A 15788-nucleotide genomic window follows, 5' to 3' on the forward strand; every position below is an offset into this window, starting at 1 on the left:
CCGATCCTGAACATAAAACAATAGTCCTACTTAACTTTAACGCTAAACTCCGTTAAAGCGATAAAAGGACTAAATAAGGGCTACAAACTTATGAATTCTTAGAATAGTTTACTATTTTTTAAATTTATTAAACTTTTTTGAAAAAGTATATATACAAAAGTCTGAAAAATTGTATAATAATATTTATGAACTAAAAAAAGAAAAAGGGGTGTCATGTAATTGAAAAATTCTAAATTTTCACTGCTTTTGGTACTAACTCTTGTGTTGAGTATATTCCTCGCAGCATGTGGAGGAAAAGATACGGACAAGTCGTCTGGAACAAAAGATGAAGGCGAAAAAACGACAAAGACTGAATCAGCGCAAGAAATTAAAGTCCTTGACTCATCAGAAATTCCAACGATGGATACAGTCTTAGCAGAAGGATCTACAAGCTTTACTTACATAAATAATGTAGGAGAAGGACTTTATCGTCTAGATCAGGAAGGTAAGGCAGTTCCGGCATTAGCTGACGGTGAGCCGACTACTAATGAAGATAAAACTGTTTATACATTTAAATTAAGAGATGCTAAATGGTCAAATGGTGAGCCTGTTACTGCTCAAGATTTTGTGTTTGCTTGGCAGCGTGCAATTGATCCAAAAACCGCTTCACCATATGGCCCATACATGATGAACGGCAAAATCAAAGGCGCACAAGAAATCACAAATGCTGCGGCTAAGAAAAAGGATTATGATTTAAATACGTTAGGCGTAGTTGCGAAAGATGATAAAACTCTAGAAGTAACACTAGAAAAAGCATTTCCATATGCGGCTGACGTTTTTGCTTTCCCAACTTTCTACCCGCAAAATGAAAAATTTGTAACTGAAAAAGGCGATAAATATGCTAGCAACGCTGAAAATATGATCTACAACGGACCATTCACAATGACTGCATGGGATGGACCAGCAGGTGCTGAGTGGGTTTTAGAAAAGAACGATACTTATTGGGATGCTGACTCAGTAAGCCTGAAAAAGATCACAGTAAATGTTGTTAAAGATTCTGGTGCACAGGTTAATGCATTTGAGTCAGGTGATACAGATGTTACAGGATTACTTTCTTCTGATTTAGTTCCAACATATGAGGGCGATGAGCGTATGTTTAGTGAATTATCAGCAAGCGTTTTCTGGTTAAAAATGAATCAGAAAAATGACGCACTTAAAAACTTAAATATCCGTAAGGCAATTGCGCAAGGGTTTAACAAAGATGATTTAGCTGCAAGCATTTTAAACAATGCATCCGTTCCGGCTAACTACATGGTACCGCAAAACTTTGTTAACCTTGATGGTGTAGATTTCCGTGAGAAAAACGGCGATTTGATTACTTATAATTTAGAAGAAGCACAAAAGGCTTGGAAAGCAGGCTTGAAAGAACTAGGTGTGGATAAATTAACTATTAGATACCTTGGCGGCGATACAGAAGCTTCTAAGAAAATCGATTCTTACATGAAAAATCAGTTAGAGAAAAATCTACCTGGCTTAACTGTTGATTTAGAAAGTGTTCCTTTCGCTGTTCGTTTAGAACGTGATAATTCAATGGATTATGATCTACAAGCTGCTGGATGGGGACCTGACTATGGCGATGCGATTTCATTTGCTGACCTTTGGGTAACTGATGGCGGAAGTAATAGAATGGCGTATTCTAATAAAAAATACGATAAATTAATTAAAGATGCTCAAACTGAACTTGCAACAGATCCAAAGGCAAACTTTGAAGCACTACAAGAAGCTGAAAGAATTTTACTTCAGGATGACTATGCAATTGCACCGATTTATCAACGTGCAGAAAATTTCCTTATTAATCCTAAGGTTAAAAACATTGCAACGTACCAATATGGTCCTGATTACTGCTACAAATGGGTAACAGTTGAATAAAATCACATAAGGGTTTTCATTTCTAGTATTTAATAAACCAGAAAATGGAAAGAGAGTATAGTAACGTATACTCTCTTTTTCCCTTTTTTACAAATTTTCTAAAGATATTGAATATTCATTATAGGAGGTGCACAAATGGCGAAATATCTCTTGAAACGAGCTTTTTATATGATTATCACTTTATTTGTGATTATTTCATTGACCTTCTTTTTAATGAAGTTGATTCCTGGGACTCCATTTGCTAGCGCAAGTAAATTACAGCCAGAGCAATTGACAATAATGAAGGAAAAATACGGACTGGACGAGCCATTAATGGTACAGTATGCAAAATATATGGGGAATGTCGTACAGGGTGACCTAGGAACCTCTTTCCAGTTTAATAATGTACCAGTGACAGAACTGCTAACGTCTAGAATTGGTCCATCGATGCAGCTCGGCTTCCAAGCTATGTTTTTTGGAACCATTATTGGAATTTTTCTCGGTGTAATTGGAGCGTTAAAACAAAATACGTGGGTTGATTATGGTTCTACGTTTATCGCAGTCCTTGGTAAATCAATACCCAACTTTGTCTTTGCGGGTCTCCTTCAATATTATATCGGAGTAAAAATGGGTTGGCTTCCAGTACTGTTCTGGAAGGGTTGGGAATACAGTATTATGCCAACGATTGCACTATCGATGTTCCCAATTGCAATTACAGCAAGATTTATTCGGACAGAGATGATTGATGTATTGGGCTCTGATTATATAACATTGGCTAAAGCTAAAGGTGCAAATTATTTTGAAATTGCTTTTAAACATGGTCTGAGAAATGCTTTGATTCCGGTTATAACGGTAATTGGCCCCCTAGCGGTTGGAATGATGACAGGTTCACTAGTTGTTGAAAAGATTTTTGCCATTCCTGGAATCGGTGATCAATTCGTAAAATCAATACAAGTAAATGATTACTCGGTTATCATGGGAACGACTGTGTTATTTTCTGTGTTATTCGTCATCATTATTTTAGTTATTGATATTCTTTACGGAGTTATCGATCCACGGATTAGATTGTCAGGAGGTAAAAAATAATGGCGAATTCACAGATTAAGTTAACCAAAGATAAATTCGCACCTGCCATTATAGATTCTTCCTTAGGTGAAGCAATCGATAAACCAAGTTTGAATGCTTGGCAGGATGCATGGTTAAGAGTACGAAAAAATAAGGCAGCTATCGTAAGCATGGTGGTTATTGTCTTAGTCATTCTTCTTGCATTTACCGGGCCTCTTTTTAGCGGCAAGGAAGCGAAAACACAAACACTTCCGCATAATAATCTACCATCAAGAATACCTGTTTTAGAGAATATCAGCTGGTTGCCGTTTGACGGAATGAGAACCTTAAATAATGGTACGCAAGTTGATATTTATGAGCAAAAAGGAATTGAAGAGTATTATTGGTTTGGAACAGATGGGTTAGGCCGAGATTTATTTACAAGAGTCTGTGAAGGCACGCAGATTTCACTCTATATTGCTTTTTTAGCGGCTCTTCTTGATATGTTGATTGGTGTCACATACGGTGCGGTTTCAGGTTACTTCGGCGGAAGGCTGGATAACTATATGCAGCGTTTTACAGAAATTCTTTCTAGTATTCCAAACTTAGTTATCGTGATTTTAATGATATTAGTATTTAAACCCGGAATCGTGTCGATAACATTGGCATTAGCTCTTACAGGATGGGTGAGTATGGCACGTGTTGTTCGAGCACAAACCATGAAAATGAAAGAACAAGAATTTGTTTTGGCTTCTCGTACCTTAGGAGCATCAAATGCGAAAATTATCTTTAAACATCTGCTGCCAAATATGGTAGGTGTTATTCTTATAAATACGATGTTCTCTATACCAAATGCCATATTTTTCGAAGCATTTTTAAGTTTTATCGGACTTGGCCTCCAAGATCCGCTTGCTTCATTGGGTACCTTAATAGACGATGGTTTCAAAACATTAAGACTGTATCCACATATCGTCATATACCCAGCGATTTTTATAAGTTTAATTATGATTTGTTTTAATATGATTGCAGACGGTCTTCGTGATGCACTCGATCCAAAAATGCGTGATTAAAAGGCAGGTGACTATAATGGAAAATATATTAGAAGTTAAAGATCTTACTATTTCATTTCATACCTTTTCAGGAGAAGTACAAGCTATTCGTGGGGTGGATTTCGAACTTAAAAAAGGGGAAACATTGGCAATTGTTGGTGAATCCAGCTCAGGGAAATCTGTAACAACCAAATCCATTATGAGACTGCTGCCCCCTGGAAACTCAGAAATTAAACGCGGTGAAATTCTCTTTAATGGTAAAGATTTAGCTAAACTGAGTGATAAAAGCATGCAGAAAATTCGTGGGAAAGAAATCTCAATGATTTTTCAGGACCCAATGACTTCATTAAATCCAACCATGAAAATCGGCAAGCAAATTATGGAACCAATTATTAAACATCAAAATATGAGCAAAGCTGAAGCAAAAGAGCGTGCAATGGATTTACTGCGTTTGGTGGGAATCCCTAATGCCGAAGAACGCTTCGGACAATATCCGCATCAATTTTCAGGCGGAATGAGACAGCGTGTGGTAATTGCTATTGCTCTTGCCTGTAATCCTAAAGTGTTGATTGCTGATGAACCAACTACAGCATTAGATGTAACGATTCAAGCTCAAATTTTAGAACTAATGAAAGACTTACAAAAGAAAATTGATACATCAATTATATTTATTACACATGATCTTGGTGTCGTCGCGAATGTGGCTGACCGTGTTGCGGTTATGTATGGTGGTAAAATTGTAGAGATTGGTACAGTTGATGAAATTTTCTATAATCCAAAACACCCGTATACGTGGGGACTAATCAGTTCTATGCCTAGTCTGGATTCGAAAGATGATGAATTGTATGCAATACCGGGAACACCTCCCAACTTGTTACATCCGCCTATTGGGGATGCATTTGCACCGCGGAACGAATACGCCATGCAAATCGATCTTGAAGAGCAGCCGCCAATGTTTAAAGTTTCAGAAACACACTATGCAGCTACATGGCTTCTGCATCCAGATGCACCTAAGGTTGAACCCCCTCTGGCTGTGAAAAAAAGAATGGATCAATTCCAGACATGGCAGGAGGTTAAGTAATGAAACAACGTGAAAAATTAGTGGAGATTAGAAATCTTAAACAATACTTCAACGCCGGGAAACCAAGTATGGTTAAAGCAATCGATGACATTTCCTTTGATATTTACAAAGGAGAAACGCTTGGGCTTGTGGGTGAATCTGGATGTGGTAAGTCTACTACAGGTCGGACAATCATCCGTTTATATGACGCTACTGATGGAGAAGTCTTCTTTAATGGAGAAGATGTTCATGGTACGAAATCAAAAGCTCAGTTAAAAGATTTTAATCGAAAAATGCAAATGATCTTTCAAGATCCTTATGCTTCATTAAATCCGCGGTTAAAGATCGCTGATATTATCGCCGAAGGAATTGATATCCACGGACTAGCAAAAAATAAGGAAGATCGTATGCAGCAGGTTCAAAATCTTCTGGAGACAGTTGGATTGAATCGTGAGCATGCCAATCGTTACCCTCATGAATTCTCTGGCGGTCAGCGTCAGCGAATTGGAATAGCCCGTGCACTAGCAGTACAACCAGAATTTATTATTGCCGATGAACCAATTTCTGCTTTAGATGTTTCCATCCAAGCTCAAGTTGTGAATTTACTTAAAAAACTGCAAATTGAACATGGATTAACGTATCTTTTCATTGCACATGACCTTTCCATGGTTAAATATATCAGTGATCGTATTGGGGTTATGTATTTTGGTAAATTAGTGGAACTTGCAAGCAGCGAGGAGTTATACAAAAACCCAATTCATCCATATACACAATCATTGTTATCAGCCATTCCTGCTCCAGACCCATATAGTGAACGGATTAGAAAGCGGAAAGTTTACAATCCAAACATTCACGAATATGATGAAGGTGAAGATTTACAAATGCGTGAAGTAAAGCCAGATCATTTCGTTTATTGTTCGGAAAAAGAGTTTAAACAATACCAAACGATTCATACAAAATAAATTAAAAACGATCTCTTAACGAGATCGTTTTTAATTTGCCGAAAAAAGTCGAAAAAAGAGGCTTAAGAAGCTGAGCCAGGTGGTATAGAAGGAAGACGATGTTTTCGGGTAAGATGTACATAATAAAGAAATAATACTGAAGAAGTGGGAACGTTTCATGTTTATTCTGTAAGTAGGGTAATCCTATACAATAAAGAAAGGAGTTAAAGAATGAAATTTCTAAATAAAATGCTGATTTCGAGCGTAGCTTTAGCCAGCTCCCTAACAGCCATCAACCCCTCCGTTCTTGCTGAAACAGATAGTAAGGTCAAGTCAGGCCACCAAACAAGTCAGCTTGCGTTAACGAAAAAGGTCTTGCCTGATAAAATGGATCGTTTTAAATATGAAACTAATTTTACCTTTAAATATCCTGACGCCGTCCGTGGTATATATCTCACTGGCAATTCTGCAGGAGGACAGAAATTCGACAAACTTCTAAATTATGTTGAAAAAACTGAACTGAATGCAATGGTGATTGATATAAAAGATGATTGGGGGAATATTACGTATACTCCTGAGGACCCTGATTCACCCTATGCTGATATTGCAAAGAATTACATATCGGAGCCTGTAGAGATGTTGAGTAAGCTTGAAGAGAAACAAGTTTATCCAATAGCAAGAGTTGTGGTCTTTAAAGATTCTATTCTTTCAAAGCAAAAACCAGAATGGTCCTTCGTAGATAACGGGGAAATTTGGAAGAACGGACGAGGAGAATCGTTTGTTAATCCGTTTATGAAAGAAGTTTGGGACTACAATATCGGAGTCGCGATAGAAGCTGCGAAAATGGGCTTCCAAGAAATTCAATTTGATTATGTTCGTTTTCCTGAGGGCTTCGAAAAGAGAGAAGACTCACTAAAGTATTCTATGGGTGAATATAAAGGAACATCGACTAATCATACGCAAAAACGTGTACAGGCAGTTACAGACTTCGTTGCTTACGCAAGAGAAAAATTAAAACCATATGATGTAAAGGTATCTGTAGATATCTTCGGATATGCAGCAACTTTACCAGAAGCACCAGGAATTGGCCAAAACTTCTCTAAAATATCTGAGAATGTAGATGTTATTTCGTCGATGATCTACCCAAGCCATTGGACATCTTATTTTGGCATTACTAAGCCGGATTTAGAACCATATAAGCTGGTTTCAGCTTATGCAAAATTGGAAAAAGAAAAATTAGGAGAATTAAAAACGCCGCCGACTTCAAGACCATGGCTTCAAGATTTTACTGCAGCCTATCTTGGAAAAGGAAACTACTTAAAATATGGGAAGTCTGAAGTTCAGGCACAGATTGATGCTTTGAATAAAAATGGCGTAAACGAATACTTGTTATGGAACGCTGCGAATAATTACACACAGGGTGTCGATTATAAACCATGATCGTTCGGGCAGTGGAAAACTGCCCGAGTTTCTGTGGTCAATTATTTCTTACTGCCACCAACTTGGTTCCAGCCGGCCTGTATGTCTGTGGAGTGATCAGCAATTTCCGTTCGGCGTCTTCCTCCGAAAAACGTTTCACCGAGGGTGTTCAGTAACACGCCGTTAAATGCGGTGATCCCAATTATTAAACCTGCGACTACAGTAAAGTCAACGATATAACCAATCATGGAAACCCTCCTACTATTAAAAATGATTAGATACTATTGTAAATAAATGTACCATTTTTTAACAGATAATTTCAACAGAAGAGAGGAACTTAACAATGCACTGGTATGAAAAACTTAACGAATATTTTCCTATTCATGAAATGAAATCACAAGAACATATGGAAACCTTATTAGAAGAAAAGGGAGATATCTATCAAAAAGATGAAGGCCCACACCATGTTTTAATGTATGTCGAAGATACAGATTATATTTTTATCGATTATTTATTTGTGTCTAATGCTTCTAGAGGTCAAGGAATTGGTAAGAAACTAATTAATATGCTGCAGGAAAAACAAAAACCGATTCTTTTAGAGGTTGAGCCAATAGACAAGGATGATAAAGATTCCGCACGAAGGCTTAAATTCTACAAACGTGAAGGCTTTAACCATGCTTCAAGGGTTTCTTATCGGAGAAGATCTTTAGCGACGAATGAAATTAGTCCGATGGAAATATTATATTGGGCGCCAAACCCTCGATTAGATGCAGCTGAGGAAGAGGAAATCCTCAATTATATGAAGAGAACCTATCAACGAATTCATACGTATAAAGATAAACTATTCTATGGAAAAATGTATCAGCCCGTTGATGAGGTATTGACTCTCAAATCAACTCCTGAGGAAGATATTCTAAAGTCTATCTAATTAATTTAGATACTTTTTAGTAACACGGGTTTATAGAAAGATAAAAGGGGTATATTAAAAAGTATTGTATTGTAACAGTGGTAAAAAAGGTAATTGAGAATTAACACAGGATTTTTTCAATTACCTTTTTTTTTACCCAGCTGACGAAATCTCGTCAGCTGGGTAAAAGCCAAAAATAGTGTTAGGAATTCTTGCTTAACTGTGATTGTAGGCAAATATTAAAAAGGGTATTCATTTCGCTGAATATAGTGTATAATCATAAATATATATTGCTAATTTAAAATCATTTCAATCTAGATATTAGTAATAAAAAATAGAGTTCCCATCATAGATTGCCAATTCTATACTTAGGGAGTGTGAAGTAACATGGTTACATTATATACCTCACCAAGCTGTACCTCATGCAGAAAAGCAAAAGCATGGTTGGAAGAGCATGAGATAGGATATACAGAAAGAAACATCTTTTCAGAACCATTGTCAATTGAAGAAATTAAAGAAATTCTTCGAATGACAGAAGACGGAACAGATGAAATTATTTCAACACGTTCTAAAACATTCCAGAAATTGAATGTTAACCTAGAATTATTGCCCCTTCAGGAATTATATAAGCTTATCAAAGACAATCCTGGCCTGCTAAGACGTCCAATTATCCTTGATGAAAAAAGACTTCAAGTCGGATATAATGAAGATGAAATTAGAAGGTTCCTGCCGCGTAAAGTTCGTACTTACCAATTACGCGAAGCACAGCGGATGGTCAATTAACATAGGCGTAAGCCCTGCCATTAAATTTGGCGGGGTTTTTATTTTTTTATTTGCTAAATAAGCTCATGCAAACCTGCTCGTTTTGAATAGAATAAGGTAACCTGGTAAAATTAAATGAGGTTGCAACTCATACCTATATTTTGTAATATAGGAGGACTATTAGGCAAATGATTGTTTTTTACAACTAGAGGTTTTTTATTTCCCTTCTCAACGGTTTTATCATAAAATAAAAGAAAATAGTTTATTTTTATCCTGCTGCCGGTTACAAGTATTCCTTCGGGGGTAAAGATATCATAAGAGCGTTTATAGCTCGGGGGTAATTATCCCTTCAAAACGAGAAAGAAGGGAGATGGAATTATGGAGATCGAACGTATTAATGAAGATACAGTTAAATTTTATATTTCTTATATAGATATTGAAGAACGCGGCTTTGACCGTGAAGAGATTTGGTACAGCCGTGAGCGCAGTGAAGAATTGTTCTGGGAAATGATGGATGAAGTGCATCAAGAAGAAGAATTTACGATGGAAGGACCTTTGTGGATACAAGTACAAGCACTTGAAAAAGGTCTAGAGGTTTTAGTTACTCGAGCTCAGTTGACAAAGGACGGCCAAAAACTAGAGCTTCCGCTCGCAGATGACAAGTTTGGTGATATGCAGGTGGACGAAAAACTAGAATCACTTCTTGAACAACAATTTCAAGGGAAGCATGAATTCAGTTCAGTACAGTTTGAAGATGGTATGATTGAGTTTATCACGGCTTTCGATGACTTTGAAGATGTTATTTCACTGAGTAAGCGATGCGGACTTGATAGTCTAAATGCGAAGCTCTATGCATACAATAATAAATATTATCTCTATATTTCATTCTCAGAAGATGATTCGGAGGAAGAAGAAATCGATAATATTTTGAGTACACTGTTAGAGTATAGTCATGAATCCCCTATTACCGTTCATATCTTACAGGAATACGGAAAAATAGTGATTGAAAATGATGTGTTTAACACGGTTCATAAATATTTTGCCTAATGTAAAGCCGATTTCAGTCTGAAGTCGGCTTTTTGTTTCATATTGACCTCTTTCAAATGATTGGCAGGTGAGCTGTTTGAAAAATACATTTCGTGTTGTGCTATTATTAGTAATCTTATTCTGTCTTTGGTTTATTTTCCATAATTCTTTTACAGATGTAGTATTCAGATATTTCAGTATTCTTTTATCCTTATCGCTTCTTGTGATAGGCATCCTGATCTTCCTTGAAAACAGACACCCAGCTCAAACACTAACCTGGCTGATAGTATTTGGTGCATTCCCGATTATCGGCTTTATTTTTTACTTTCTGTTTGGGCGTAATTATCGTAAGGAACGAATCTTTCGAAAAAAATATTTGTTAGATAAAGAAGCCTATTTACAAGTCCAAGCTAAGAGTAAGAATAAGTCAAACGATCAACGGAAATTAGAAGAGACTATTCATCAGAGCAAATTATTTCATTTAGCTGAACGAATCGGAAATAGTCCGATTTCATTTGCTACTGAAACGAAGATTCTCACCAATGGAGATGAAACGTATTCTCATATCCTAGAAGAAATGTCTATGGCAGCGCATCATATACATATCCAATATTATATTGTCCGTGATGATCATATTGGGCGGGAAATTAAGAAGGTACTGATTCAAAAAGCAAAGCAAGGTATAAAGGTTCGCTTTCTGTATGATGCAGTGGGTTCGTGGAAATTATCGAATACCTATATTACTGACCTAAAGAATGCTGGAGTAGAAACAGTAGCCTTTGGTCCTGTCCATCTGCCGTTTTTAAATAATAAATTCAACTTTCGTAATCACCGTAAAATTATCGTGATTGATGGCTCGGTAGGTTTTATGGGGGGATTGAATATTGGTGACGAATATCTCGGGCGCAATGAGGTATTTGGTTTTTGGAGAGATACACATCTAATGGTTAAAGGTGAGGCTGTTCAGACAATGCAGTTGATTTTCCTTCAGGACTGGTACTACAGTACCGATCATAGCTTTCTGACAGATGAATACCTTTCCCCGTCCATGCCTCATGAACATACCCATGGAGGCGTGCAGATTATTGCCGGCGGTCCGGATAACGAACTGGCCATCATTAAAAGCATCTTCTTCTGTATGATTACCAATGCTCAAAAATCGGTCTGGATTGCTTCTCCGTACTTTATTCCTGACGAGGATATTTTTCAAGCTATGAAGATTGCTGCCTTAAGCGGGTTGGATGTCAGACTGCTTGTTCCAAAAAATCCAGATAAACGTATAGTATTTCACGCTTCCAGATCCTATTTTCCTGAACTCTTAGCTGCAGGGGTCCGAATATTCGAATACAAAAATGGGTTCATGCATTCGAAGTTGGTCATTGTTGATCATGAGATTGCTTCCATCGGAACAGCCAATATGGATATGCGCAGTTTTCATTTAAACTTTGAAGTGAATGCGTTTTTGTTTCAAACAAGAAGTACTCAAAGACTGGTTAATGATTTTTTACATGATCTTCTCGTATCAAGCGAATTACATTTGGATGACTTTTCTAAGCGGAAAATAAGATATAAGATAATGGAATCCACTTGCAGGCTGTTATCCCCGTTATTATAAAATGGAGGGCCGAAAATCTGTTTCGGCCTTTTAGAAGGAATTTTTTCGCAGCTTGGCGAATTCTCTTTTAGAAAAAGGAGGATGCCTATGCTAACCGCAAAAAATCAGGATGGGACGTTAATAACTCTTCCTGAAAAGATTACCAGAGAAGCATTGAAATTGGTAAAAGATAATCAGGAATTTTACTGCCCCTGTTGTGAAAGCGAATTAATTATTAAAGCTGGTGATAAGAAGATCCCACATTTTGCTCACAAAAAAAATCCTCTCTGTACCGCCTCATCTGAAGCAGAATCCGCCTACCATCTCACTGGAAAACGTCAACTTTTTAATTGGCTGCAAAAGAATCAAATTACCGCTCAACTGGAGGCCTTTCTGCCTGATATTAAACAACGTGCAGATATTCTAGTAACATCGAATAAAGGGGTATACGCAGTAGAATTTCAATGCTCCATTATCTCAGTAAAAGATTTTGTGAAGCGAACAGCTCTTTATTTGGAAATCGGAGTTATCCCAATATGGATACTAGCAGAAAAAAATCTTCGCAAAAATCAAGCAGATGCATTCATGCTGTCAGCTTTTCACTGGCAGTTCCTCAATGAGACATTTAAACGTCCCCTCATTATTACCTACTGTCCTGAAAAAGGCCATATGGGCTTTCTACAGCATCTTACGCCATTCTCAGCCAGAACTACATACGCTGCCTTCGTTAGGGTGAAATTAGCGTCGCTGAGGCCTTGTACGCTCCCAATTATAAAAGAGCCTCTATTACTAAAGACCTGGTTCGCTAAACGAAAAAGTTGGAGTCTTTTTAGTATGAGAAGAATTAATCGAAAAGATCGTTATTATGCGGCTCTCTATAATAATAGGCTTTCACCTGCAACACTTCCGTTTGAAATCGGACTGCCTGTGAAAGGGATGTGGGCAATCGAAACACCAGCAGTCAAATGGCAAGGGTGGCTGTATATGGATGTTCTGTACACTAGAGAAAAAGGGGAGTTTATAACCATTAATCATGTTCTTTACGCTTTCCGAAAACGGCAGAGGAAAGGGGATATTAAACTTCGATCGCTGGCTTTACTGCCAGATATGGATTGCACTGCGATTATTAAAGAATATTTGTATCTTCTCGTTCAATTAGGGTACCTGAAGGAAGAGACAGCGGGACAGTATTCTATCTGTGAGGTGATTCAAATCCCCCAAAATGATATAGAAGTAGAAAATTTAGAAAAATCATTATATTTAAAGCTTACTAAATGATTTTTATCAGGAAAATGGAGTACAATAGACATAGTACACCTATCATAGGGGTAAAGAAGGACTATCGCTTATGCAAAAGAAGAATAGTAAGAGTAAGCAAGATATTTAGAGGAGGACCATAGACATGACGCAAGAAAGTACAGTGAAAACATTACAAGCTCGAAAAGATGTACCAGCAGAAGACACATGGCGTTTAGAAGACATCTTCGCTACGGAAGAAGACTGGGAAACGACTTTCACATCTATAAAAGAAAGCCTTCAAAAAGCAGATGCCTTTAAGGGAACGCTTGGAGAAAGTGCAGAAAAGCTGTTAGTCGCACTGCAATTTCAAGATGAAGTCTTTGAGAAACTAGGCAAGCTTTACGCTTATTCTCATATGCGTTATGACCAAGATACTACGAATTCCTTTTATCAAGGGAAAGATGATCGGGCAAAAACTTTATATGCACAGGCAGCAAGTGCTTTTTCTTACATAGTACCAGAATTATTAAGTATTGATGAAAGTAAAATTCAACAATTCCTTGAAGAAAATGAATCGCTTAAACTCTATAAGCACGCGTTAGAGGAAATTAACCTGCAGCGCCCGCATGTTTTATCAGCGGATCAAGAGGCATTGCTTGCAAAAGCATCAGAAGTGATGGACGCATCAAGCAATACTTTCGGTATGCTTAATAATGCTGATCTTAAATTCCCAACGATTAAGGATGAATCTGGTGATGAGGTAGAAATTACACATGGCCGATATATCCATTTCCTTGAAAGCGATGATCGCAGAGTTCGTGAGGAAGCATTTAAGAGTGTGTACGAAACATATGGCAGCTTCCGTAATACATTTGCAAGTACCTTAGCAGGACAAATTAAGAGTGATAACTTTAATGCAGCAGTCCATAATTATAAATCAGCTCGCGAAGCTGCGTTAAGCAACAATAATATTCCCGAAAGCGTTTATGATAATTTAGTGAATACAGTAAATGAAAATCTTCCGTTATTACATCGGTATATCAGTTTACGTAAAAAAGTACTAGGATTAGATGAGCTTCATATGTATGACTTATTCACACCACTAGTCAAAGAAGTGAAGATGGACATTTCCTATGAAGAAGCGAAAGAATACGTATTAAATGGTCTTGCACCGCTTGGAGAAGAATACCGTAATGTCCTCCAAGAAGGATTTGATAATCGTTGGGTTGATGTTCAAGAAAACAAAGGAAAAAGAAGCGGCGCGTATTCATCTGGGTCATATGGAACGAATCCATATATCCTAATGAACTGGCAGAATAACGTCAATAATCTCTTTACCCTTGTCCATGAATTTGGACATTCCGTCCACAGTTACTATACACGTAAAACCCAGCCATACCCGTATGGAAACTATTCAATATTTGTGGCTGAAGTAGCCTCAACCTGTAATGAAAATCTGTTGAATGATTATCTTCTGAATACAATAGAAGATGAGAAAAAACGGATTTACCTATTGAACCATCAGCTTGAAGGCTTCCGGGGAACTCTTTTCCGTCAAACCATGTTTGCCGAATTCGAGCACATTATCCATGAAAAAGCGCAAAATGGTGAATCACTGACAGCAGATATGCTGACAGAAGAATACTACGAGTTGAATAAGAAATACTTTGGCGATGATATTGTCATTGATGAAGAAATCGGTCTTGAATGGGCCCGCATTCCTCATTTCTACTACAATTATTATGTGTATCAGTATGCGACCGGAATCAGTGCAGCAACAGCATTAAGCAAACAAATCGTTGAAGAAGGCCAGCCAGCTGTAGATCGGTATATTGAGTTCTTGAAATCAGGCAGCTCAGATTACCCAATCGAAGTGCTGAAAAAAGCAGGTGTCGACATGACAGAAGCCGACCCAATTCGAGAAGCCCTAAAAGTATTTGAAGAAAAACTAACTGAATTAGAATCCCTTTTAGCATAAAACGTAAAAAGAGGTCGTCAACTATGACGACCTCTTTTTGGTTGTCCAAAATAAGTATCAAAAGGTCCAAGGGCCGAATGTAATGCTAAAAGGACCGAATAAATTAGGAAAAGGGCCGAATAAAAGACAGAACGGGCCGAATTTAAGCCAATAAGGGCCGAATGAGGACTGTTTAGGTAATCCAGGTGGAAGGATGGACAAAAAAGTAAGCATAAAAACAAAAACGAACTTGTGACGCTTTAATTTAAGCGTAATCGGTGGTTATTTAACGGCCAGAATTAAAAGCCTTTAAAACGGTTCCGTTGGACGATTTTTGTTAGTAAGATAAATATGGTAATGAAGAGAATGGGTGAGCTGATTAATAGTGGAAATGCATTTAGAAAAGCAAGTAGTTGAAGAAATAAAGCTACCAGAAATAAACAGGTATAAATAGTAGTTTTCATTCGATGTTCCTCCGGTTTATATGTTATTATATTCAACATATGCGTCGGATAATGAACTAGAATCGTAAATATGACGAATTTGTGAAACTTATCACATTTGCTTGAAATGTAGTTGAAAACTTGGTATATTTATATTGTGAAGTTTATCACAAACAAACTTATACCCCTTTGTTTGACCGTGAAAACTTTCTCCCATCCCCTTTGTTCGTATTTTATAGATGAATCCCTGCAAACTCGCGATTTTCAGGGATTCCAATGTTTTACAAGTGACAATATTGTGAAGTTGGTATCAAGAACTTGATGCAGCTTAGGTATATTGTTAAGATTGAAAGTGGAAATTGTAACAACTCACATGTAACGAAATCCCCTTTTGTTTATTGTGAAATTTCTCCCATCCCCTTTGTTCGTTTTTATAGAAAAAGCCCTGCAAAGTAATTTG

At 37.3% G+C, this 15788-nt stretch carries 14 protein-coding genes; 12 read left to right on the forward strand and 2 right to left on the reverse strand.

The window, feature by feature from the left end; all coding sequences use genetic code 11:
* The first annotated feature begins 219 nt into the window (after nucleotides 1-219).
* The 6 genes from WYK_RS03395 to WYK_RS03420 all read left to right on the forward strand — a co-directional run bounded on the left by WYK_RS03395 (nucleotide 220) and on the right by WYK_RS03420 (nucleotide 7421).
* A complete protein-coding gene (locus tag WYK_RS03395) occupies nucleotides 220-1908 on the forward strand; it encodes a peptide ABC transporter substrate-binding protein (RefSeq protein ID WP_040373199.1) in 1689 nt (562 codons plus the stop codon).
* Between the two features lie 135 nt (nucleotides 1909-2043).
* Nucleotides 2044-2973, forward strand: coding sequence for an oligopeptide ABC transporter permease (opp3b, locus tag WYK_RS03400; RefSeq protein ID WP_040373200.1), 930 nt, complete (start codon nucleotides 2044-2046; stop codon nucleotides 2971-2973).
* Entirely contained in the window at nucleotides 2973-4001 is a 1029-nt protein-coding gene (gene opp3C / locus WYK_RS03405; protein WP_040373201.1) for an oligopeptide ABC transporter permease, read from the forward strand. The genes opp3b and opp3C overlap by 1 nt, the downstream gene beginning before the upstream one ends.
* Nucleotides 4002-4017: 16 nt before the next feature.
* Entirely contained in the window at nucleotides 4018-5061 is a 1044-nt protein-coding gene (locus WYK_RS03410; protein ID WP_040373202.1) for an ABC transporter ATP-binding protein, read from the forward strand.
* Nucleotides 5061-6002 (forward strand): ABC transporter ATP-binding protein, encoded by a 942-nt coding sequence (locus tag WYK_RS03415; RefSeq protein WP_040373203.1) that lies wholly within the window; start codon nucleotides 5061-5063, stop codon nucleotides 6000-6002. Before WYK_RS03410 ends, WYK_RS03415 begins: the two co-directional genes overlap by 1 nt.
* 210 nt (nucleotides 6003-6212) lie before the next feature.
* Nucleotides 6213-7421 carry a putative glycoside hydrolase gene (locus WYK_RS03420; RefSeq protein WP_040373204.1) on the forward strand — a complete coding sequence of 403 codons (1209 nt, stop codon included), beginning with the start codon at nucleotides 6213-6215 and terminating at the stop codon, nucleotides 7419-7421.
* A 41-nt stretch (nucleotides 7422-7462) separates the two neighbouring features.
* Here WYK_RS03420 and WYK_RS03425 read toward each other — a convergent pair whose 3' ends face one another.
* Nucleotides 7463-7648, reverse strand: coding sequence for a hypothetical protein (locus tag WYK_RS03425; protein WP_040373205.1), 186 nt, complete (start codon nucleotides 7646-7648; stop codon nucleotides 7463-7465).
* A 95-nt stretch (nucleotides 7649-7743) separates the two neighbouring features.
* Here WYK_RS03425 and WYK_RS03430 point away from each other — a divergent pair, with 95 nt between their 5' ends.
* From WYK_RS03430 to pepF, 6 genes are all read left to right on the forward strand, one after another.
* Nucleotides 7744-8328, forward strand: coding sequence for a GNAT family N-acetyltransferase (locus WYK_RS03430; protein ID WP_040373206.1), 585 nt, complete (start codon nucleotides 7744-7746; stop codon nucleotides 8326-8328).
* A gap of 366 nt (nucleotides 8329-8694) precedes the next feature.
* On the forward strand, nucleotides 8695-9090 hold the full coding sequence (spxA, locus tag WYK_RS03435; RefSeq protein ID WP_040373207.1) for a transcriptional regulator SpxA: 396 nt from the start codon (nucleotides 8695-8697) through the stop codon (nucleotides 9088-9090).
* A gap of 357 nt (nucleotides 9091-9447) precedes the next feature.
* Complete coding sequence (gene mecA / locus WYK_RS03440; RefSeq protein WP_040373208.1) at nucleotides 9448-10116, forward strand: adaptor protein MecA; 669 nt, start codon at nucleotides 9448-9450, stop codon at nucleotides 10114-10116.
* Nucleotides 10117-10192: 76 nt separating this feature from the next.
* Nucleotides 10193-11710, forward strand: a complete 1518-nt coding sequence (cls, locus tag WYK_RS03445; RefSeq protein WP_040373209.1) for a cardiolipin synthase — start codon at nucleotides 10193-10195, stop codon at nucleotides 11708-11710.
* An 87-nt stretch (nucleotides 11711-11797) separates the two neighbouring features.
* The gene (locus WYK_RS23170) at nucleotides 11798-12967 is read left to right on the forward strand and encodes a competence protein CoiA (protein ID WP_051387292.1); all 1170 of its coding nucleotides are present in this window, start codon (nucleotides 11798-11800) and stop codon (nucleotides 12965-12967) included.
* A 124-nt stretch (nucleotides 12968-13091) separates the two neighbouring features.
* Nucleotides 13092-14906, forward strand: coding sequence for an oligoendopeptidase F (gene pepF, locus WYK_RS03455; RefSeq protein ID WP_040373210.1), 1815 nt, complete (start codon nucleotides 13092-13094; stop codon nucleotides 14904-14906).
* Between the two features lie 278 nt (nucleotides 14907-15184).
* Here the strand turns inward: pepF and WYK_RS24775 are convergent, their stop codons facing one another.
* Entirely contained in the window at nucleotides 15185-15349 is a 165-nt protein-coding gene (locus WYK_RS24775; protein ID WP_161629097.1) for a hypothetical protein, read from the reverse strand.
* Nucleotides 15350-15788 lie beyond the last annotated feature (439 nt).

This window comes from Peribacillus psychrosaccharolyticus ATCC 23296, from assembly GCF_000305495.1.
GTDB classification, from domain to species: Bacteria; Bacillota; Bacilli; order Bacillales; family DSM-1321; genus Peribacillus; species Peribacillus psychrosaccharolyticus.